At 70.3% G+C, this 20,262-nt stretch carries 22 protein-coding genes; 12 read left to right on the top strand and 10 right to left on the bottom strand.

Going from position 1 to position 20,262, the window contains the following annotated elements; genetic code table 11:
* Window positions 1-669 (top strand): amidohydrolase family protein (locus ACFWX1_RS19225; RefSeq protein ID WP_378389033.1); only part of this gene is annotated, 669 nt, incomplete at its 5' end.
* A gap of 12 nt (window positions 670-681) precedes the next feature.
* On the opposite strand, the gene ACFWX1_RS19220 is transcribed toward ACFWX1_RS19225, so the two are convergent.
* Genes ACFWX1_RS19220 through ACFWX1_RS19210 form a run of 3 tightly spaced genes read right to left on the bottom strand, consistent with a single transcriptional unit; the run spans window position 682 to window position 2,811 of the window.
* The gene (locus ACFWX1_RS19220) at window positions 682-1,287 is read right to left on the bottom strand and encodes a GNAT family N-acetyltransferase (RefSeq protein WP_378389031.1); all 606 of its coding nucleotides are present in this window, start codon (window positions 1,285-1,287) and stop codon (window positions 682-684) included.
* Between the two features lie 35 nt (window positions 1,288-1,322).
* Window positions 1,323-2,396: a serine hydrolase domain-containing protein gene (locus ACFWX1_RS19215; protein ID WP_378389029.1), complete on the bottom strand. Its 1,074-nt coding sequence runs from the start codon at window positions 2,394-2,396 to the stop codon at window positions 1,323-1,325.
* A gap of 4 nt (window positions 2,397-2,400) precedes the next feature.
* Window positions 2,401-2,811: a MarR family winged helix-turn-helix transcriptional regulator gene (locus ACFWX1_RS19210; RefSeq protein ID WP_378389027.1), complete on the bottom strand. Its 411-nt coding sequence runs from the start codon at window positions 2,809-2,811 to the stop codon at window positions 2,401-2,403.
* A gap of 85 nt (window positions 2,812-2,896) precedes the next feature.
* On the opposite strand from ACFWX1_RS19210, the gene ACFWX1_RS19205 reads away from it, so the two are divergent.
* Together ACFWX1_RS19205 and ACFWX1_RS19200 are read left to right on the top strand one after the other, a co-directional pair.
* Window positions 2,897-4,354 carry an MFS transporter gene (locus ACFWX1_RS19205; RefSeq protein ID WP_378327066.1) on the top strand — a complete coding sequence of 486 codons (1,458 nt, stop codon included), beginning with the start codon at window positions 2,897-2,899 and terminating at the stop codon, window positions 4,352-4,354.
* 130 nt (window positions 4,355-4,484) lie between these two features.
* Window positions 4,485-5,138 (top strand): hypothetical protein, encoded by a 654-nt coding sequence (locus ACFWX1_RS19200; protein WP_378389025.1) that lies wholly within the window; start codon window positions 4,485-4,487, stop codon window positions 5,136-5,138.
* 9 nt (window positions 5,139-5,147) lie between these two features.
* Here ACFWX1_RS19200 and ACFWX1_RS19195 read toward each other — a convergent pair whose 3' ends face one another.
* Genes ACFWX1_RS19195 through ACFWX1_RS19185 form a run of 3 tightly spaced genes read right to left on the bottom strand, consistent with a single transcriptional unit; the run spans window position 5,148 to window position 6,605 of the window.
* Window positions 5,148-5,582 carry a nitroreductase family deazaflavin-dependent oxidoreductase gene (locus ACFWX1_RS19195; RefSeq protein WP_378389023.1) on the bottom strand — a complete coding sequence of 145 codons (435 nt, stop codon included), beginning with the start codon at window positions 5,580-5,582 and terminating at the stop codon, window positions 5,148-5,150.
* 59 nt (window positions 5,583-5,641) lie between these two features.
* Window positions 5,642-5,785 carry a putative glycolipid-binding domain-containing protein gene (locus ACFWX1_RS19190; protein ID WP_378389118.1) on the bottom strand — a complete coding sequence of 48 codons (144 nt, stop codon included), beginning with the start codon at window positions 5,783-5,785 and terminating at the stop codon, window positions 5,642-5,644.
* Window positions 5,786-5,801: 16 nt separating this feature from the next.
* Window positions 5,802-6,605 carry a DUF1684 domain-containing protein gene (locus tag ACFWX1_RS19185; RefSeq protein WP_378389021.1) on the bottom strand — a complete coding sequence of 268 codons (804 nt, stop codon included), beginning with the start codon at window positions 6,603-6,605 and terminating at the stop codon, window positions 5,802-5,804.
* A gap of 233 nt (window positions 6,606-6,838) precedes the next feature.
* Here ACFWX1_RS19185 and ACFWX1_RS19180 point away from each other — a divergent pair, with 233 nt between their 5' ends.
* Window positions 6,839-7,711: an HIRAN domain-containing protein gene (locus ACFWX1_RS19180; RefSeq protein ID WP_378389019.1), complete on the top strand. Its 873-nt coding sequence runs from the start codon at window positions 6,839-6,841 to the stop codon at window positions 7,709-7,711.
* A gap of 6 nt (window positions 7,712-7,717) precedes the next feature.
* Here the strand turns inward: ACFWX1_RS19180 and ACFWX1_RS19175 are convergent, their stop codons facing one another.
* Window positions 7,718-8,311: a hypothetical protein gene (locus tag ACFWX1_RS19175; RefSeq protein WP_378389017.1), complete on the bottom strand. Its 594-nt coding sequence runs from the start codon at window positions 8,309-8,311 to the stop codon at window positions 7,718-7,720.
* Between the two features lie 42 nt (window positions 8,312-8,353).
* Between ACFWX1_RS19175 and rnhA the strand changes: the two genes are divergently transcribed.
* The 4 genes from rnhA to ACFWX1_RS19155 all read left to right on the top strand — a co-directional run bounded on the left by rnhA (window position 8,354) and on the right by ACFWX1_RS19155 (window position 12,906).
* Window positions 8,354-8,824 carry a ribonuclease HI gene (gene rnhA / locus ACFWX1_RS19170; RefSeq protein ID WP_378389015.1) on the top strand — a complete coding sequence of 157 codons (471 nt, stop codon included), beginning with the start codon at window positions 8,354-8,356 and terminating at the stop codon, window positions 8,822-8,824.
* A gap of 178 nt (window positions 8,825-9,002) precedes the next feature.
* The gene (locus ACFWX1_RS19165; protein WP_378389013.1) at window positions 9,003-9,632 is read left to right on the top strand and encodes a hypothetical protein; all 630 of its coding nucleotides are present in this window, start codon (window positions 9,003-9,005) and stop codon (window positions 9,630-9,632) included.
* Window positions 9,633-9,665: 33 nt separating this feature from the next.
* Window positions 9,666-10,046, top strand: a complete 381-nt coding sequence (locus tag ACFWX1_RS19160) for a YchJ family protein (RefSeq protein WP_378389011.1) — start codon at window positions 9,666-9,668, stop codon at window positions 10,044-10,046.
* Window positions 10,047-10,203: 157 nt separating this feature from the next.
* Entirely contained in the window at window positions 10,204-12,906 is a 2,703-nt protein-coding gene (locus ACFWX1_RS19155) for a sugar-binding domain-containing protein (protein WP_378389009.1), read from the top strand.
* A gap of 67 nt (window positions 12,907-12,973) precedes the next feature.
* Here the strand turns inward: ACFWX1_RS19155 and ACFWX1_RS19150 are convergent, their stop codons facing one another.
* Complete coding sequence (locus tag ACFWX1_RS19150) at window positions 12,974-14,398, bottom strand: carboxylesterase/lipase family protein (RefSeq protein WP_378389007.1); 1,425 nt, start codon at window positions 14,396-14,398, stop codon at window positions 12,974-12,976.
* 76 nt (window positions 14,399-14,474) lie between these two features.
* Here ACFWX1_RS19150 and ACFWX1_RS19145 point away from each other — a divergent pair, with 76 nt between their 5' ends.
* From ACFWX1_RS19145 to ACFWX1_RS19135, 3 genes are all read left to right on the top strand, one after another.
* Complete coding sequence (locus ACFWX1_RS19145; protein ID WP_378389005.1) at window positions 14,475-14,882, top strand: nuclear transport factor 2 family protein; 408 nt, start codon at window positions 14,475-14,477, stop codon at window positions 14,880-14,882.
* A gap of 41 nt (window positions 14,883-14,923) precedes the next feature.
* Window positions 14,924-16,789 (top strand): Na+/H+ antiporter, encoded by a 1,866-nt coding sequence (locus tag ACFWX1_RS19140; RefSeq protein WP_378389003.1) that lies wholly within the window; start codon window positions 14,924-14,926, stop codon window positions 16,787-16,789.
* A gap of 138 nt (window positions 16,790-16,927) precedes the next feature.
* Window positions 16,928-17,602, top strand: a complete 675-nt coding sequence (locus tag ACFWX1_RS19135; protein WP_378389001.1) for a histidine phosphatase family protein — start codon at window positions 16,928-16,930, stop codon at window positions 17,600-17,602.
* On the opposite strand, the gene ACFWX1_RS19130 is transcribed toward ACFWX1_RS19135, so the two are convergent.
* Window positions 17,599-18,348 (bottom strand): ABC transporter permease, encoded by a 750-nt coding sequence (locus ACFWX1_RS19130; protein WP_378388999.1) that lies wholly within the window; start codon window positions 18,346-18,348, stop codon window positions 17,599-17,601. The two genes, ACFWX1_RS19135 and ACFWX1_RS19130, sit on opposite strands and share 4 nt — an antisense overlap.
* A 35-nt stretch (window positions 18,349-18,383) precedes the next feature.
* Entirely contained in the window at window positions 18,384-18,896 is a 513-nt protein-coding gene (locus ACFWX1_RS19125) for an MmpS family transport accessory protein (RefSeq protein ID WP_378388997.1), read from the bottom strand.
* A gap of 250 nt (window positions 18,897-19,146) precedes the next feature.
* On the opposite strand from ACFWX1_RS19125, the gene ACFWX1_RS19120 reads away from it, so the two are divergent.
* Window positions 19,147-20,124 carry a LacI family DNA-binding transcriptional regulator gene (locus ACFWX1_RS19120; protein WP_378388995.1) on the top strand — a complete coding sequence of 326 codons (978 nt, stop codon included), beginning with the start codon at window positions 19,147-19,149 and terminating at the stop codon, window positions 20,122-20,124.
* Window positions 20,125-20,262: the final 138 nt, after the last annotated feature.

Here is a 20,262-nt window from a genome sequence, read left to right as displayed (position 1 = left end):
GCCGCGGCCCCCGTGCCCGCCGCCCCCCCCCGCCACACCCGCCCCCGCGCCCCCGCCCCCCCCCTCCACCCGCCCGCCCAGGTTCACCCCGCCCGCCCCCCCGGGCTCACTCATCTTTTCTTCGATCGGCCTCATACCGGCGAGCTGATCGAGAAGATCGCCGCGGCCGGTATCTTCGTGATTCCTACGCTGACGGTGATCGCCTCGCTCACCGGCGAGCCCGCAGGCGCCGGGCTTGCCAAGGATCCGCGGGTCCGCTCCAAGCTGTCACCGGTTTGGCTCGACAATCTGTCCGGCGTGATGGCAACGAGTCCGCCCGAAAACTTCGGCTACGCGCTCGAGGCGCTCGCAGCCCTGCGGCGAGCAGGCGTCGACGTTCTCGCGGGCACGGATGCGGCGCATCTCGGCGCGCCGGGAATGGCCCATGGCGCCAGCCTGCACGGCGAACTGCGGTTCCTGGTGTCGGGCGGGTTCACGCCACTGGAGGCGCTACGGGCAGCGACCTCGGTTCCGGCTCGCCGGTTCGGCCTTGACGACCGTGGCCGGATCGCGCCAGGGCTCCGAGCCGACCTCACGCTGGTCACCGGCGATCCGACCGTCACCATTGACGACACGCTGTCTGTCCAACGCGTATGGCGCGGAGGGATGCCCGCGCCCGCCGCGAGCTGAAGGCCGGTCTCGTCAGCGGTGTGGTTCGCGCCGGAAGGCCCACGTCGTCGGACCGCCGTCCGGCAGCTCCACTTCGGCGGTCACCTCGAAGCCGAGCTTGCGGTAGAACGCGACGTTCGCGGGCTCGGAGGTCTCCAGGAACGCCGCCACACCAGCGGATTCCGCGGCGGCGAGGCCGGGTTCGACGATCGCGCGTCCCAGTCCCTTGCCCTGATGTGCCGGGTGGACACCGACGGTGGCGAGGAACCATACCGGCTCGGCTGGCCGGTACGGGGCCAGTGCTTTCTCGGCGGACGCCGCAGCGAAGGCCCGGTCACCCGCCAGTTCCGGCATCAGCTCCGCCAGTTCGGCGAATGCCGCACCGGCGCCGGTCGACTCCGGTGTGGTCCAGACCGCGGCGGCGATCACCCCGTCCTGCCCGTCCGCCACCCACACCCTGCCGTGCGGAAGGCCGATGCGTTCGACGAACAACCGCTGCAAATCCCGCAAGCGACGGCCATGGTCCTCGGCCGCGATCGTGTGCCTGGTCCACGCGTAGTCCGCGAACGCCGCGGCCAGCACGTCCGCGGCGCCGTCGATATCGCCGGGTTCACCCGGCCGGATTCGAGTGTCGATCATCGGACGCGATGCTACCGATCCACACCGGACGCCGCTCAGCCGAAGGCGGCGAGGACCGCGTCGCTGACTTCCGTCTGGTGCCGCGAACCTTCCCGGACGCTCGGCAGCCGGTTCGTCAGATAGGCGAGCACGAGCTGACGCTCCGGGTCGGCCCAGGCGAGGCAGCAATGGGAACCATTGTGGCCGAACGTGTTCCACCCGCTGTGGCGCCCCATCGGACGGGGACGTGCGGGGTCGGGGCCGCCGAGCTGAAAGGCTTGAGACCACCGGATGGGCAGGCGCAGCACCCGGTCGACCTCGCCGTCGCTGGACGGTTGCCGAGCCTCCGCAACGGTGGCCGCAGCGAAAACGCGGACGCCGTCGAGTTCACCGCCGGAGAGCAGCAGCTGGTAGAAGCGAGCCAGATCACGGGCGGTACTGGACACCGTCGCGGCGGGAATGACGGCCTCGCGGACGGACCGGCGATTGAACACCAGGCCGCGCAGTCTCCCGTCGAAGCCATGCGAGGCCACCGGAATGTGCTGTGCCCACAAGGAAGGCGGCGTGCCGAGGTGGGTGTCGGACAGCCCGAGCGGCTCCAGCAGTTCCGAGCGCATCACCTCGCGTACTTCGGTACCGGTGACACGCCGGATCAGCTCGCCGAGCAGGAACCCGTAGCTCAGCACGTGATAAGCGGGCGCCTCCCCCGGTCGCCACGTCGGGCGCGCACGCTCGAGAGCCTGGACCGAGCGTCGCCAGTTCGTCGCGACGAGCGCGTCCCCGTAGAGGCTGCGGGCGTACGGCACGCCCGACCGGTGTTGCAGCACCTGCCGGATCGTGATGGCGTCCTTGCCGCGCTGCCCGAATTCGGGCCAGTACCGCGCAATCGGATCGTCGAGTGCGAGCCGTCCCCGCTCGGCGAGCAGGTGGACGAGCATGGCGACCAGCGGCTTGCCGGCGGAGAAGAGCAGGAAAGACGTGTCCGCGGCGCAGCCGAAGGCGTGGTCGAGGACAACATTTCCCTTGTGCAGCACGCAAATCTGGGCGACCGAACCGCGTGCGCCGATGAGATCGAGAACCTCGCGGGCCGAAGCGCCCACCCGCTCGGACGAGCGTTCCGCGCCGCTCACCGGGTCAGGCGTCGGCCGGGGTACAGACGACGCACTCGCCGTCGCCGATGGTCTCCTGGAGCACCGCGCGGTGCGTAGGCTTGGCCTCGCGGTAGCGCCGCCGCCCCGCCTCGGTGAGGGTCACGAAGATCCCCCGCCGGTCCATCTCGCACAGGGCGCGCTCGACGAGGCCTTCACGCTCCAGCCGGGCCACGAGCCGGGACGTCGCGCTCTGGCTGAGGTGCACGGCCTCGGTCAGATCCGCGGAGCGGCACTTGTGGTCGCAGGTGGCGAGGCGCTCGAGCGCTTCGAACTCGCTGACCCCGATGCCATGACGATCCTGCAGCGCGACCTCGAGGGCATTGCACACGGCGGCGTGGCGGGCCAGCAGCCCGTGCCACTGCTGCACCAAGCCTCGTTCAGCGACATCGCTCACGTCGCGAAGATAGCATGCAGGTGAATGTGATGCAAACACATTAAATGTGTTGTCATTAGATGCGCGTGCATGTAGTGTCCCGATCATGAGTTCTTCCGCGCACTTGTCCACCTCTTCAACGCGGTGGGACGCACGTCTCTGGGGTGTCCTGCTCACTGTCTCCACGGTCGTCGGTCTCGACGCGCTCGACGTCTCCATGGTCGGCGTCGCACTGCCCTCGATCCGGGCCGACCTCGGCCTTTCCACCAGCGCTCTGCAATGGGTCGTCAGCGGTTACGTGCTCGGCTACGGCGGGCTGCTGCTCCTCGGCGGGCGCACCGCCGACCTGCTCGGCAGGCGCAAGGTCTTCCTGGTGGCCGTCGCGGTCTTCGCGCTCGCCTCGCTGCTCGGCGGCGTGGTCGACAACGGCGCGCTGCTGATCGCGAGCCGCTTCATCAAGGGGCTGGCCGCGGCCTTCACCGCGCCGGCCGCGCTGTCCATCATCACCACGACGTTCAAGGAAGGCCCCGCGCGCAACCGGGCGATCAGCATCTTCGCGGTGTTCGGTGCCAGCGGTTACTCGGCCGGTCTCGTCTTCTCCGGGCTGCTGACCGAGGTCGGCTGGCGCTGGACGTTCCTGCTCCCGGTGCCGATCGCGCTCATCGCGCTCGTCTCCGCGATCAAGCTGATCCCGAGCTACGAGCGGGACTCCTCGGGTGCGGGCTACGACTTCCCCGGTGCCATCACCGGCGCCCTGGGCTCCCTGCTGCTGGTCTTCTCGGTGGTCGAGGCTCCCGAGGTCGGCTGGGCCGCACCGCGTACGTTGATCTCCTTCGCCGTCGCGGCCGCGCTGCTCGTCACGTTCGTCCTCATCGAGAAGCGCAGCAAGCACCCGCTGCTGCGGCTGGGCATCTTCCGCTCCGGCCCGCTGGCCAGGGCGAACATCGGCGCCGCGCTGTTCTTCGGTGCCTACATCGGGTTCCAGTTCGTCGTGATGCTCTACCTGCAGTCGGTGATGGGCTGGTCGGCGCTGCAGACCGCGCTCGGCTTCCTGCCCGCGGCGCTGATCGTGGCCTTCGGCTCGCCGAGGATCGAGCCGCTGATCGACCGGGTCGGCACGCCGATCACGATCTTCGCCGGTGTCGTCGCCCACGTCATCGCGTACGTGCTGTTCCTCCGCGTCGACGAGCACTCCGGCTACGCGGGTTCGGTGCTGCCGAGCATGATCCTGCTGGGCATCGGCTTCACGCTGGCGTTCTCGTCGCTGAACATCCAGGCGACGGCCGGGATCTCCGACGACGAACAGGGGCTCGCCGGCGGTCTGCTGAACACCTCGCTGCAGGTCGGCGGCGCGATCGGGCTCGCGGTGGTCACCGCGGTCCTCACCGCCAACGGCGGCGCCGACGCCTCGGCCTCGGCCCTGCTCACCGGCCTGACCCCGGCGCTCAGCGTCGTCACCGGCATCGCGGTGCTCGGCCTGCTGGTCGCGGTGTCCGGTGTCATCCGGCGCCGGCGTAGCGAGGCCCCAGCGGCAGAGCCGGAGTTCGCGCTCGCGGCCGACTGATCTCTTCACCCCAGGTGGCCTGTCGCTCTCGGAGCGGCAGGGCCCGATTGTGGGGTGGTGGGGCGAAAGCCCTTGGCGTTCTCCGGGGCTGGCGGGAAATATCGGGCCTTCCGGACTTGGGGAGGGACGGATGCCTGCACCACCTGATCAGCCGCGCGACAAGAAAGGTCGCTGGACCAAGAAAGGCACCGCGATAACAGCGGCGGCCACGGTCGGCATCGTCGTCGCGGGCGCCGCGAGCGGCATCACCGGAGGCGGCGCCTCGACGTCGGCCATCCGCGGAGCCAGATCCGGGGCCGAGGGGAAGTCATCCGGCAAGGAAGCCGCGCGCAAAGGACAGCGGGACGCCGCGTGGCAGCGCATGGGGCTCAAGATCGTCAAAAAGGCGGCAGAAACGGAGCTGCGCTGTGCGACCCGGTCGTTCGGCCAGGCACAGCAGTTCTTCCTGCGCACGCCGTGCCGCAAGCTGGACCGGATGCTTCTCGCCCTCGGTGACGGTCAGGGCGCCAGCATCGCGGTCTCGATCGCCTGGGTGCGGATGGCGTCCACAAAGGACGCGAGCAGGTTCAAGAGCCTCGTCGACACCCAGGGCACGGGCAACATCACGCCGCTCGGCGGCGCGGCGCTCGGGCTCGCCGAAATCCACTTCACCGGCCGGTACTACGACTCGCACCAGAAGGGCGCGCTCGTCGTCAACGCGGAGGCCACGCCGATCGGCGGGCACCCCGGGGAGCAGCTGCTCCACGACATCGCCGACGTCGCCGACGAATTCCCGCCGCCGTGACGCCGTGGCCTACTTCGCCGCCGGTTCGAGCAGGACGAGCGGGATCTCGCGATCGGTCTTCGTCTGGTAGTTCGCGTAGTTCCGGTAGTCGGCGGTGATCTTCGGCCACAGCCGCTGCCGCTCCTCCGGTGTCGCCACCCTGGCGCGCATCGGCCGCCGCGATTCACCCTGCAGGGCGACCTCCACTTCGGGATTGTCGCGGAGGTTGAGGAACCACGCGGGATGGTGGTCGTCCCCGCCGCGCGAGGCCACGACCACGATTGCGTCGCCGTCGCGCAGCGGGGACGTGAGCATCACGGACCGGGGCTGGCCGGACTTACGGCCGATGGTGGTCAGCTCCAGCACCGGCATGTTCGCGACACGCCAGCCGGCGCGCCCGCCCGAGATCTTCAACAGGCCGCGGTGGACGGCGTTCATGGTCTTCAGTGCGAAATCACTGGGCATGCCCGCAACCTAGCCCCGCGACCGCACCACGTCGAGTGCGCCCACCGAGTCAGACGACGTCAGAGGACACGGGTCGCGATGCCGGGGTACGACACCACCAGTCCTGAGTCGTCGTAGCTCAGCTCGCACACGAAGGCGAACGCGGGCGCGGTGTACGCGTACCGCTGTTCACTGTCTGTGGTGCGCGTGTATTCCTGCTCCAGCTCGGCGAAAATCGGCTCAGCCTTGGCGCTCGTAGGGCAGCTTCTCCCCCGCCTCGACCGCGAACGGCAGCCGGTTCCCTTCCGGCGGCAGCGGGCACGTCGCGAAGTCGGTGAACGCGCAGGGCAGGTTGCGGGCGCGAGTGAAATCGAGGACGACGGAGCCGTCCTCCGCGGGGGTGTCCACGGCCAGTGACCGGTTCGCCCCGTAGGTGGTGACGCCGCTCGTGGCGTCGGTGAACAGGATGCTCAGCCCGCCGTCATGGCCGTTGAACGCGGTCAGCGTGTATTCGGTGCCGTCATGGGTGAACCGCACCAGGCCGGGTGCCGTGTAGACGTGGCTGAGGCCCTCGACCACGGCTCCCACGGTGGTCGGACGCGGCTCGTCGAACGGTTCGAAGCGGCCCGTGAGCACCCAGGACGGGTCGGGCTCGTAGGCGGGAACGCCCCGGAAGTCCCGCAGCACCGGCGCCTTCGGGTCGTGGACGCGGATCAGGTAGCCGGTGCGGCGGGCGATCTCGACCTCGACGTCGCCCGTGCGCACCCGCGTGCCGGCGCCGCTGTTCACCAGCTCGAACCGCCGCACGCCTGTCACCGGCTCGTCCTCGTGGGAGAACTCGGCACCCTGCGGGTCGAGATACGCGGCGTCCTTGTCCTGCCACCATCGGCCGGGCAGTCCCGGGTACTCCCGGGGGTTGTCCTCGAGCCAGTCCAGGGAGACCAGCGCCAGCCAGCCGTAGGGATCCGCGAGGTCCCGCTCCCGCTGCTCCCGCCAGTCCCGCCACCGCTGGACGAATTCCCCGGATCGCACACTCGCGCTCATCGCCTGCCCCTTTCAGGTCCGCGTGGACCACCATGCAAACACCCCGCCGCACCCGGTATTCCGCGTCCCACGATGCGGTCACGTCACCTCCGCATTCCGATCCGGCCTGGCCCACGGCGTGCACGTAACGCTCGCCGAGCCGGGCGCGACTGCTGGGGACGCACGGGGAAACAGTGCAGGGGAGGTCACGAATGTGGTCGTTGTTCAGGAGGAACACGCTTCCCGGGGCGCCGGTGAATCCGCCGTTCGCGCCGCCGCCGGTCGGCCGGATCAGCGCGGAGCCCGCGCCGATGAGCGCCGGTTCCTCTTTCGCCGCAAGGCTTGTCGCGTTGCCGGAAAACGGCAGGATCCGAGTAGTCGGTGAATCCCGCTATCAGGAGGCGTTGCGGCTCGCCGCGCACGGCCGGGCCGCCGGGAACGAACTCGACGACCACATCCCGGCCACCGCGGTCCTCGTCCCCGAGCCGGGCAACAAGGCGGACGCCAACGCGGTGCGCGTCGACGTCGTGTGCGGGCAACGGAAACTGACCGTCGGCTATCTGCCCCGCGAGCTGGCCGCGGAGTATCAGCCGGAACTGCTCGAACTGCGCCGGCGGGGCGCTTTCGGCACCTGCGCGGCACGGATCGCGGGCGGTGGCACGAAGTTCTACGGAATCTATCTGCATCTCGCGCGGCCTTGGGAACTGCGGGCCGCCGGTCCCGGCGATCCGGTCGTCGCCGAATCGCACGACCGCACGGTGCTGCTGCGCAACGACTGGTTCTGCACGGTCACGAAAGAGCAGGACCACCAGGACGTCCTGCTGAAGTTCGCGCCGCGGCGCGGCCAGGAGTTCCGGACGGTCACCGCGCAACTCGGGTTCTGCACGATCAGGACCGGCAAGTACCGGGGCGAGCCGGCGATCGAGGTGCGTCTCGACGGCCAGCGCGTCGGGCAGCTCACCTACGCGATGTCCATGCGCTACCACGACCGTGTGAAGGCTCTGCTCGACCGCGGGCTGGAGGTCACCTGCGAGGCGGTCACCAGGAATACGGACAAGGGTGTCGAGGTCGAACTCATGATGCCCGCCGGTCCGAGACGCGACGCTCAGCGCGGCCTTTCGCGCTGAGCGAGTTCACGCACCCCTGGCATCGAGCAGGTCGAGATAGCCGTTGCTCGCTTCCCACAGCGCGTCGGAAATCCCGGTGAGCTTGCCGGGCTTCCACCGGCGGTCGTCGTACTCGCGAGTGCGCTCGCGCAGCGCACGCAGACTCACCGCGAGTTCGTCGTCGAGCCGAGTACGCAGTTCCTCCGGCGACGGCGCGGGAAGGCGGACGTCGTGGCCACGGCCCGCGCGCAACGCGGCGAGCGTGTCCTCGGCGATCCCCGTTTTCGCGTCCCACACCAACGCGGGCCGGTCGATGAAGTGGTTCCAGACCGGGGCGCGCGCCGATCGCCACAACGGGCTGACCGGGATCTTCGCGACCCTGGTCAGCTGCTCCCAGTGATCGGCGCCCCGCGGTCTGGCCAGCCAGGGAACGTCGTCGACCGGCAGGTCGACGACCAGCACCACGGTGACGTGGTCGAGTTCGCGCGGCGCCTCGAGGACGCCCCCGAGCGCCCACAGCTGGGTGACCGACAGCGAGTACCGCGCCATCGGCGAATCGACGAGTTCCGCGCACGTACGCGCCACAGCGTCGAGGTGGTGGATTCCGCGCTCCCACTTCACCCGGGCATTCTGACCCATCCCTCCGTTGAGTAAGGTCGCCGGGTGACGGAGAGTGAGACCGTCGTCGAGATCTACACCGACGGCGCGTGCAGCGGCAATCCCGGACCGGGCGGCTGGGGCGCCGTGCTGCGCTACGGCAAGCACGAGAAGGATCTCTACGGCGCCGAAGCCGGCACCACGACGAACAACCGGATGGAGCTCATGGCGCCCATCCGCGCGCTGGAAAGCCTCAAGCGGCCTTCGGTGGTCCGGGTCTTCACCGACAGCACGTACGTCCGCAACGGCGTCACGCAGTGGATGTCCCGCTGGAAGGGCAATGGCTGGCTCACCCAGGCGCGGCAACCGGTGAAGAACGCCGACCTCTGGCAGCGGCTCGACGCGGCCGCCGCGCCGCACGAGGTGGAATGGCGCTGGGTCAAGGGACACGCCGGGCTGCCCGAGAACGAACGCGCCGACCGGCTCGCCGTCCGCGGAGCGCAGGAAGCGGCCGGAATCGTCGCGGCCGGCGGCTAGCTGTCCGTCTGCGCCTCTCCCGCGATCGTGCGCCGGAACGCACGGGAAGATCCACGGGGCGTTGCGAAACGATCACAGCACTGAGCCGTTCGGGCGATTTGTACCGAACGGACGTTTGACTGCTCCGCCTCGAAAGGAATCATCAACCCTACGAGGTCAGTCGAGGACGGAGAGTGACATGGCGGATCCTGAATTCTTCCTCGGCCCGGACGGGAAACTCCACCCCATCACCCCCAAGAAGACCGGCGGGGCGGCGGCCATGGCCGCCATGGCACTGGGCGCCGCGATGGCCGCGAGCAGCACGGCCGGGGGTGGCACGGCGGCACAACCGGACGCGGGCGGCGGCGCCGGGGGCGGCGGCAGGACGTCGTCCGAGGCGGCCGCGCACGCCGGGAACCACGAGGAAGCCTTGCGCTTTCTGGGACTCACGACCGTCACGAAGGTCGGCAGCGGCCGCGAACCCACCTGCGTGCCCCGCACCTCCGGCCAGATCCGGCAGTTCCTGCTCCGCCATCCCTGCGTCTCGATGTCACGGATGCTGCTCACCACCGGGGACGGCGCGGGCGCCACGATCGTGGTCACCGTCGCCTGGATAGAACTGCCCCAACCCGCCCAGGCAGCCGAACTCGAGACCCTCTCCGGCGATGTCGAGCCGCTGCCCGGCGGCGTGCACACCGGTGCGCACCGACAGTCGCGAGTGGACGGTGCGGTCGTCGTCATCGCCGGCGCCACCGCGACGAGCGGGCAGCCGCCCGCGCGGACGCTCGACGAAGTGGCGGCCACCGCCGCCCAGTTCCCGCCGCCGTGAACCGCGTCGCCGGGCACCTGACACAATCCCGGCGTGCCCGAAACTCCGTGCCCCTGCGGCCTCGGTGAGCCGTACGACGCCTGCTGCGGCCGCTACCACCGGGGCGAGCAGACCGCCCCGACCGCCGAACTGCTGATGCGCTCGCGGTACAGCGCGTTCGCCGTCGGGGACGCCGGCTACCTGCTGCGGACCTGGCATCCCTCGGCCCGGCCCGCGAACCTGGACCTCGATCCCGCTCAGCGGTGGATCCGGCTGGAGATCCTCGGGCACACCGGCGGCGGCCTCCTGCAGGCCGAAGGCACGGTCGAGTTCCGCGCGCACTACCGGCACGACGGGCAGCGCGGTGTCCTGCACGAGAACAGCCGGTTCGTCCGCGAGGGCGGGCAGTGGCTGTACCTCGACTCGCTCGCCTGAAGCAGCATTCGGACGAAACGTGACAACTGGGGCTGTTCCCCGGGTGCCCCGGGCGGCTACCATCACCCTCGATTGTTAGGGCTCTTTACTAACGATCGGTGTCCGACCCGTCCTTCCCGATCACCCGCCGCCGTGTGCCCAATGAGGAGGCGCGCTCGTGAGCCATCGGCATGCAAGACTCCGGATCCCGCTACGGCTGCTGGCCGTGACGACACTCGCCGTCGCGGTGGGCGGTGCGACCGTCCCGGCGGCGACCGGCCAGGAACCCGCGCGCACCGCGGTGTCCGTCGGCGCGGCGGCCGGGACCGCGACGCCGCTCCCCGGTTATCTCATCCAGACCTCCGCGCAGGTCGGTGACGACGCGGCGGTCTCGAAGCCCGGCTTCCCGACCGCGGGCTGGTACCCGGTCGACTCCCGCAGCACGGTCTTCGCGGGCTTGCTGCGCAACGGCAAGTACCCCGATCCGTTCTACTCGACGAACATGAAGAACGTGCCGAAGTCCGACTTCGCCGTTCCGTGGTGGTACCGCACCGATCTCACGCTCGACGACACGTCCTCGCGCACCTACCTGGACTTCAGCGGCGTACTGTCCAAAGCGGACGTCTGGGTCAACGGCACGAAGGTCGCGACGAAGGACCAGGTCAACGGCGCCTACACGCGGCACGACCTGGACATCACCGCCCAGGTGCACACCGGCGTCAACAGCGTCGCGTTCAAGGTCTACCCCAACGATCCGAACAAGGATCTCTCGATGGGCTGGATCGACTGGGCGCAGACCCCGCCGGACCAGAACATGGGGATCGTGCGCGACGTCCTGGTCCGCCGCGGCGGGCCGGTCGCGCTGCGCGGCGGGCACGTCGTCACGAATCTCGCGCTCCCCGGCCTGAAGCACGCCGACCTCACCGTGAAGGCCGACGTCCGCAACGACTCGGCGAGCGCGGTGCAGGCCACCGTCTCCGGGACGGTCGCCGGGCGTCCGATCAGCCAGACGGTTTCCTTGGCGGCCAAGGAGAAGAAGACCGTCACCTTCCCGGTGATCGGGATCGACGACCCGGACGTGTGGTGGCCCGCCGGGATGGGCGGCCAGCCGCTCCACGACCTGGACCTGACCGCGAGCGTCGCCGGGTCCACTTCGGACACCGCGCACTCGCGGTTCGGAATCCGCGACGTCAAGGCGCCGCTGAATTCCAGTGGCGGGCGCCAGTACTCGGTCAACGGGCGTCCGCTGCTCATCCGCGGCGGCGGCTGGTCGCCGGACCTGTTCCTGCGCTGGGACGTGCGGCACGTGGCCGACAAGCTCAAATACGTCAAGGATCTCGGGCTCAACACCGTGCGGCTGGAGGGGCACATCGAGCCGGACGAGTTCTTCGACCTCGCCGACGCCATGGGCATCATGACCATGCCGGGCTGGGAATGCTGCGACAAATGGGAAGGCCAGGTCAACGGCAGCGAGCCCGGTGACAAGTGGACGGCGGCGGACTACCCGGTCGCCAAGGCGTCGATGACCGGGGAGGCCGAGCGGCTGCGGAACCACCCGAGCGTCGTCTCCTTCCACATCGGCAGCGACTTCGCGCCGGACGCCACGATCGAGAAGAACTACCTCGACGCGCTCAAGGCGGCGGACTGGCAGCTGCCGGTGGTCCCGTCGGCGAAGACGAATTCGTCGCCGCAGCTGGGCAAGTCCGGGATGAAGATGAACGGGCCGTACGACTGGATCCCGCCGAACTACTGGTACGACAAGGCGCATTCGGACGCGGGAGGCGCGTGGAGCTTCAACTCCGAGACAAGCGCGGGCCCGGACATCCCGACGATGGACACGCTCAAGCGGATGATGACCGCCGGGGAACTGGACACACTGTGGAAGAACCCGTCCGCGGCGCAGTACCACCGTTCCTCCTCGTCGACGTTCGCGAACCTGAAACTGTTCGGTGACGCGCTTTCCGGCCGGTACGGCGCTCCGGCGAACCTCGGCGACTACGTCCGCAAGGCCCAGCTGGCGCAGTACGAGAACGTACGGGCGGAGTTCGAGTCGCACGCGCGGAACTACTCCGACAGCTCGAACCCGTCGACCGGGCTGATCTACTGGATGCTCAACAGCCCGTGGACTTCGTTGCACTGGCAGCTCTTCGACGCCTATCTCGACCAGAACGGCGCGTACTACGGCGCGAAGAAGGCCAACGAGCCGCTGCACATCCAGTACTCGTACGACTCGAAGTCGGTCGTCGTGGTGAACTCGACGCCCGCCGCGGCGAACGGCCTCACCGCCAAGGTCCAGCTGTTCAACCTCGACGGCACGGAGAAGTTCGCCCAGACCAAGACCGGGCTCTCCGTCGGCGGGGACGGCGCCAAGGCCACCGCGCTGACAATCCCCTCGGTGAGCGGACTGTCCACAACGTACTTGGCGAAGCTGGTGCTCACCGACGGCTCGGGCAAGGAGGTCAGCCGCAACGTGTACTGGCTGTCCACCAAGGCCGACACGCTGGACTGGTCGAAGACCGACTGGTACTACACGCCGACGACGAGCTACGCCGACCTTTCCGGCCTGAACAAGCTCGGCCAGGCCACGGTGAGCACGACAGCGAAGTCGGCCGACAACCCCGACGGCACCACGACCACGACGGTGACGCTGAAGAACACCACGGGCGGCAAGCTCCCGGCGTTCTATGTGGACAGTCACATCGTGAACGCCGGCGGAAAGCCGGTGCTGCCGATCCAGTGGAACGACAACGCGGTCAGCCTGTGGCCGGGTGAATCGACGACGCTGACGGCGACCTACCGGACGGCCGACCTCGGCGGCTCGGCGCCGTCGGTCCGCGTCTCCGGCTGGAACACCGGCACGCAAACCGTCCCCGCGCGGTAGGCCGTCGAAGATCCGTGAAGGCCTCCTTCACAGCGCTCAGCGCTGGCAAGGGGGCCTTCACGGAACGTCAGAGCGAGTCCCAGAGCAGGCGTTGCTCGCGATCGGGGTCGGGCACCGGGGCGCTGACGTCGTCGAAGAGCATCGTGACGCGGTCCGCGGGCGTGTAGCGCGCCCACCCGGGATCGCCGGTGGTGACGAACCGGACCCAGGCCTCGAACATCGTCGTCGCGATCGCCTGCAGCCGTTCGCGGGACGGTTTGGCCGTGGCGAAGAGAAAACGCCAGTTCACATTGCCGATGTCGTCGAACACCAGCGGCAGGTCGAGCCCGTGCGGAGCGCCGAAACCCTTGCCGCGCGGGGCGATCCGCCAGTCGAGCCGGTACATCCACGCCGCTCCCCCTGCGCCGTGCTGTGCCTCGGCGAGCCGGATCGCGGGCAGCCACCAGTCACCCGCGGTGAGCGCGCGGTTGCGAACCTGGTCCTCGGACCAGTCCGGCAGCACCTCCCGATACGCCGCCGTCGCCTTCTCGATCGCGGCCGCCTCCAGCATCGTCGACCCGGTACCCAGCGGGTTCGCGCTCCCCGTCGCGAGCCATGCGAACAGGTCGTACTCGTCGGCCGTGGTCCCGGTCAGGATCTCGACGTCGCGGGCGGCGCCGGCCGCCACCGCGTCGCCCGGCCGCTCCGGCAGGACGTCGCCGTCGACGACCACCCGGTAGGTCACCAGCGTGCCCGAGGCGGCCGCAACCCGTTGCTGTGCCTCGAGAATCCGCGTCGCGGGCAAGGTCGCCAGCTGTTCCGGGCCGACGCCGAGTTCGGCCAGCACGGCCTCGGCGACCCGGTCCGCCTCCGCCGGGGTATGCACCACCGAGCCGACCCCGGTGCCGCTCTGCACGATCGCCCGCCGGAACAGCACCCGCGCCGCCGGTACCGCCAGCAGCGTCCCGACCGTGCGCCCGCCGTTGGACTGCCCGGCAAGCGTGACCTGGCCGGGATCGCCGCCGAACGCCGCGACGTTGTCCCGCACCCATTCCAGCGCCGTGACCTGGTCCCGCAGCGACAGATTGCCGTCGGTGACCCCGGGCAGCCGCAGCATGCCGAGCACGCCCAGCCGGTACCCGACGGTCACCACCACGACGTCCCGCCGCGCGAACGCCGACGCGTCGAACTGGTGTGGTGCGCCCATGACGCCGCCTCCGCCGTGGATCCACACCAGCACCGGATGCGGTCCCGGCGTCGTGGGCGCGTAGACGTTGACGTACAAGCAGTCCTCGTCGCCGAGAAAGCCCTTTCCGGTGATGGCGGGCTGCGGCGCCCGCGCGGCGAACTTCAGCGTGTCCCGCACACCCGTCCAGCGAGCCGGGCGTCGCGGCGCGCGGAACCGCAGCTCCCCCACCGGCGGTTCGCCGTACGGAACGCCGAAAAAGACCCGGATGCCCTGACGTTCCCTGCCGCGGACGGCGCCCGCGGCGGTTTCGACGGTGATCTCCACCCGGTCAGCCTAGAACGAGACTTGTGCTGGACCGCGCTCCAGCATGTCGAATGGACGGCGACACTGGGAGGAATTCTTGAACGCCACCGAAAACAAGCGGCTGCTGCGCGACGTCTTCGACGCGTGGGCCGCGGGCAACACCCGACCGCTGCTCGCGGCCCTCGCCGACGACGTCACGTGGACCGTGCCCGGACACAACGCCTGGTCCGGCACCTACTCCGGGAAGGACGCCGTGCTCGGCGACCTCCTGCGGCCCCTCGCCGGGCAGTTCGCGGAACGGCACACGAGCACGGCGAGCCGGTTCGTCGCCGAGGGCGATCTGGTCGTGGTCGAAACCCAGGGCCGGGTCACCACGAAGGCTGGACAGCGCTACGACAACACGTACTGCTTCGTCATCCGCGTCGACGGTGGCCGCATCCGCGCCATCACCGAATACATGGACACTCAGCTGGTCGCCGAGGTGCTGGCCGATCCCGTGAGCTAGCCCGGCGGGCCCCGGGAGACCACCCGGGGAATGATGTCCGCGTGGAGATCGCAGCAGAGATTGTCGCCCTGGTGGTGGCGGTGCTCGTGGTGAGCGCCGTGGCGCGGCGGCTGGACTGGCCGGCGCCGCTGTGCCTGATCGCGTTCGGGGTGGCCGTCTCGTTCGTCCCCGGCATTCCCGAGTACCACCTCGAACCCGAGGTCGTGCTGCTCGGGCTGCTGCCGCCGCTGCTGTACTCGTCGGCGATCCAGGTGTCGCTGATCGACTTCCGCCGCAACCGGGGGCCGATCGCGCTGCTGTCGGTCGGGCTGGTCGTGTTCACCACGTTCGGGGTCGGCCTGGTGGCCTGGCTGGTCGTCCCCGGCCTGCCGCTGGCCGCGGCGATCGCGCTCGGCGCCGTGGTCGCACCGCCGGACGCGGTCGCGGCCAGCGCGGTCGCGCGCCGGGTAGGCATGCCGCGCAAGCTGGTCCGGCTGCTCGAAGGCGAGAGCCTGTTCAACGACGCCGCCGCGCTGGTCGCCCTGCGGACCGCGATCGCCGCCATCGCCGGGTCGGTGAGCCTGTGGCAGGTCGGCGGCGACTTCCTGCGGGCCGCGGTCTTCGGCGCGGTGGCCGGGCTCGTGGTCGGGTTCGCCGGCGCGTGGGTCCGGACCAGGCTGGACGAGCCGGTGCTCGACACCGCGTTGTCGTTCGTGCTGCCGTTCATCGCCTACCTGCCCGCCGAGGCCGTGCACGGTTCCGGGGTGCTCGCGGTGGTGATCGCCGGGCTGATCCTCGGGTACAAGGCGCCCACCATGCTGTCCGGATCCTCGCGGCTGGCCAGCAGGCTCAACTGGCACACCATCCAGTTCCTGCTGGAGAACATGGTGTTCCTGCTGATCGGCCTGCAGCTGCGGCGCATCCTCGCCGAGGTCGCGGACACCGGCATCGGCATCCCCGCGCTGGCCGGGATCTGTGCCGCGGTGCTCGCGGCGACGGTCCTCACGCGAGTGCTGTGGCTGGCCGGGATCGGCCTGTTCCGCCGCGTGATCGGGACGAAGAAGAAGGTCTGGCCGTGGCGGTACTCCGCCGTGCTCGCCTGGGCCGGGATGCGGGGCGTGGTCACGCTCGCCGCCGCCTTCGTGCTGCCGCAGGACACCCCGCAACGTCCCGTGCTGGTGCTCGCCGCGTTCGTGGTGGTGGCCGGGACCCTCGCACTCCAGGGCACGACGCTGCCCGCGCTGATCCGCAGGCTCCGGCTGCCCGCGCCCGACCCCGCCGAGGACGCGTTGCAGGAGGCCGCCGTCCTCAACGACATGACCCGCGCGGCACTGGCGAAACTGGAGGAAATCCGGCGGCCCGAAGATCCGGACGACGTCGTCGAGCGCATCCGCGACCGGCTCCAGGCCCGTTCGGACGCCGCGTGGGAACAGCTGGGGCGCCAGAGCGCGCTCGCGGAAACGCCGAGCGACGCCTACCGTCGGCTGCGGATCCAGCTGCTCGAAGCGGAGCGCGAGGTGTTCCTGAAGGCGCGCGCCGCCGGGACCGCCGACGACGACGTGTTGCGGCGGGTGCTGGAACGGCTCGACATCGAGGAATCGATGCTCGACGCGGACGAGGAGGAACCGCCGATGGAAGGCCGCGAACTGCGGACCCCGGCCGCGACGGCGGGCTCCTGCAAGCATCTGGCGCACGACTGGCCGGATCACCGGCCGGAGACCACCGACTCCTGCGCGGAGTGCGTCGCCGAGGGCAGCACCTGGGTGCACCTGCGGATGTGCCTCAAATGCGGGCACGTCGCCTGCTGCGACTCGTCGCCGAAGCGGCACGCCTCCCGGCATTTCCACGACACCCTCCACCCGGTGATGCGCAGCGTCGAGCCCGGCGAGACGTGGCGCTGGTGCTTCGTGGACAAGCAACTCGGCTAGGCATCGCGGTTCCCCGCCACTGTTACTAATCCGACCAGAAGTAGGCGGATACGGGCCGCAACCGGCCTGCTCGTAGATACCCGTTTCCGCCGTGACTGTGGTCGGATTAGTAACTAACGGCACTGTATGTTCGGCGGCATGAGTACGCCCGAGCAGGAGATCGAATACCGCCAGCATCGCTTCACGCCGCCGCCCGGCGCGGCCGACATCTTCCTGGTGCGGCACGGCGAATCGGCGCCGGTGCGGGTGAGCTCGCCGCCGCCGCTGCTCGACGGCCAGGCCGATCCCGCCCTCGCGCCCGAGGGCAGGGAGCACGCCGAACGTGTCGGCGAACGGCTGGCGGGCGAGCGGATCGACGCGCTCTACGTGACGCCGCTGCGGCGGACCGCGGAAACCGCCGCGCCGCTCGCCGCGAAGCTCGGCCTCACCCCGCGGGTCGAACCGGACCTGCGGGAGATCAACCTCGGCGAATGGGAGGGCGGGCTGTTCCGCAAGAACACCTCCGAGGGACATCCGATCGCCGAGCGGCTCTGGAACGAACAGCGCTGGGACATCATCCCCGGCGCCGAATCCGACGAGGCCTTCGGAGCGCGGGTCCGCGCCGCGATCGGCAGGCTCGCCGCCGCGCATCCGGATCAGCGCGTCGCGGTGTTCACCCACGGCGGAGTCATCGGCGAGGTGTTCGCGCAGGCCGCGGGTGCGAGCGAGCGGTTCGCGTTCCTCGGCGCCGACAACGGCTCGATCTCCCGGCTGGTCGTCCTGGGCGACACGTGGATCGTGCGCGGCTTCAACGACATCACGCACCTCGGCTAAGGCCGGGAGACGTACCCCGCGGCGACGAGTTCTACCGCGACGAGCACCGAGACGGCTTCGGCGGCGACCAGCCCGATCAGCACCAGGACCTGGGTCATGCCCGCCTGCACCGGGGAGGCGCCGCCGAGCAGGACGCCGACATACGCGCCGGGCAGTGTCACGAGGCCGACGGTCCGGGTCTGGTCGAGCGCCGGGATGAGCGCCTGCCCCGCCGACGGGCGGCAGATCTCCAGCGCGGCGGGACGCGGGGTGAAGCCGAGCGCGAGCGCCGCTTCGTACTCGCCATGCCGAGCCTTGAGTTCGTCCAGCGCGCGCCGCGACGCCTGCGACGTCGCGGTCATCGCCCCGCCGATCACGATCCCGGCGATCGGCACGACGGCGATCGGCCGGAACGGCACCACCCCGGCCGCGAGCACGAGCCCCAGCACCGGGGCGACCCCCGCCGCGATCGCGACTGCCACCCACGGCAGTACTTTCGCGGCCCTCGATCCCCCGATCCGGCGTGCCGAGGTGACCGCCGCGATCCCGAACATCAGCAGGACGAACAGGCCGGTCAGCCAGCCGGAGCGCAGGATCGCCGTGATCACCAGCGAAACAAGGGCGAGCTGGACGACCGCGCGCACCGCGGCGACGACCACGGCCCGTCCCCGCCCCAGCCCGCCGTAACGCACCACGAGCGCCCCGGCGCCCGCGAGCACCGCCAGCACCACCACCAGTGCCGGTCCGAACGTGATCACAGCGCCCATTATCGGGCGCTTCCGCGAACACGCCCGGCGATCGGCTAAGCGGTACAGGTCAGTTGACGGTCTTCACCGGTGACGGTCTTCTCCGCGACGACGACGCCGTCGACGAGGATCCGGCAGCGCAGCGTTCCCGTGCCGGCGTTCTGTGCCGACACGCTGTAGAACTCCGTCTGGTCGGCGGGCCCCGTCCTGGTGAAGGACATCGACCACGGCGTACTCACCTCGGCGGACTGGACGAGGTCGGTGCCCGCGCCGACGTAGGTGAGGTTGCGCGCCCCGTGCCCACCGGTCAGTTCGTAGACCACAGCGTGGCTGACCGGCTTCGCCGCCACGGCCGGCGCGGCGCGAGCCTGCTCCGGGGGCGGCGCCGACGGCCGCGACGCCGTCTTGGGCATCACGTACCACGCCAGTGCGATCGCGACCGCCGCGACGCCGAGGACGACCACCACGTTGCCGAGCGATCTGTCCCGGCCCGCCCCGCCCGGAACCCGCGCCGCTCCCGGCGATCCCGGCGACGACGGTGGTGGTGAGACCACGGTGCGAACGCGCATGGAGAGGTCATCCCTCGTTCGAGCGCACTCCCGTCGAGTACGCTGTCTACTTCTCGTCCGCTGTGGACGGCGCGTTAGCCACTCGGCCCCAGAACTCCCATATTCACCCTTTCGGGCGCGCATCGGTCACGCCGTGTCAGCTCACCGGCCTGGCCCCGACCAGTGGTTAGCGCGGGGTTAACGACGACGGTGGCGCTGTCGTCCGTGTGCGAAGGTGTCAAGGCGCAGCCATCAGTGCAGGGAGGTCGCGATGGCCACCATCACCGACGTCGCGTCCAGGGCCGGGGTGTCGACCGCAACCGTGTCCAGGGCGCTCAATGGCAAGTCCACTGTGGACCCAGTGCTCGCCGCACGGGTCCAGCAGGCCGCGGCCGAACTCGGCTATCACCCCAACGGGCTAGCCAGGAACCTGCGCCGCCAGGAGACCGCCGTCCTCGCGCTCATCATCTCCGACGTCGAGAACCCGTTCTTCACCGCGCTCGCGCGGGGTGTCGAGGACCTCGCCCAGACCTCCGGCTATTCGGTGGTGCTCTGCAACGCCGACGAAAACGCCGACAAGGAACGCCGCTACATCGACGTCGCGCTACAGGAACGGGTCGCGGGCGTGGTGCTGTCCCCGACCGGCCTCGCGACCAACGTCGACCGGCTGCGGCGACAGGGGACTCCCGTCGTCGCGGTGGACCGTCCGCTCGCCGGGATCGTCGGCGACCAGGTGCTCGTCGACACCCGCCACGCCGCGAGCGAGGCCACCGGCCATCTGCTCGGCAACGGTTACCGGCGCGTCGGCTGTCTCACCGGTCCCGCCGGGGTCCGCACCGCGGACGACCGGCTCGCCGGGTACGTCGACGTCGTCGGCGGTCCCTCCGCGATGTTCCGCCGCTCGGAGTACCGGGCGGAGGGCGCGCGCCTCGCCGCGCTGGAACTGCTCGACGCACCGGCACCGCCGGACGCGCTGCTGGTCGCGAACAGCACGATGACCATCGGCGTACTGGAGGCGCTGGCCGAGCGCGGGCTGAGGCCGGGGCGGGACATCGGGATCGTGTCGTTCGACGACGCGCCGTGGACGACGCTGATCGACCCGCCGCTGACCGTCGTCGCCCAGCCCGCCTACGACGTCGGCCGTGTCGCGGCCGATCTCCTGCTGGCGCGGATCGGCGACAGCACCCGCGAGCCCGCCACCGTGACACTGAAAGCCCGGCTCATCGAACGGCGCAGCTCGCGGCGCTGAGCCCGCACCCGGGCGAGAAAGCGCTCTCTCCACGAACGTGGGGGGGGGGGGGGGGGGAAGGCCGCCCCCCCCCCCCCCCCCCCCCCCCCGCGCCCCCCCCCCCCCCCCCACCCGGCGCGCACCGACCGAGACCAAAAG

The sequence above is a fragment of the Amycolatopsis sp. NPDC059021 genome (genome assembly GCF_042739895.1).
GTDB lineage: Bacteria > Actinomycetota > Actinomycetes > Mycobacteriales > Pseudonocardiaceae > Amycolatopsis.
This window is presented reverse-complemented; position numbering and strand designations above follow the sequence as displayed.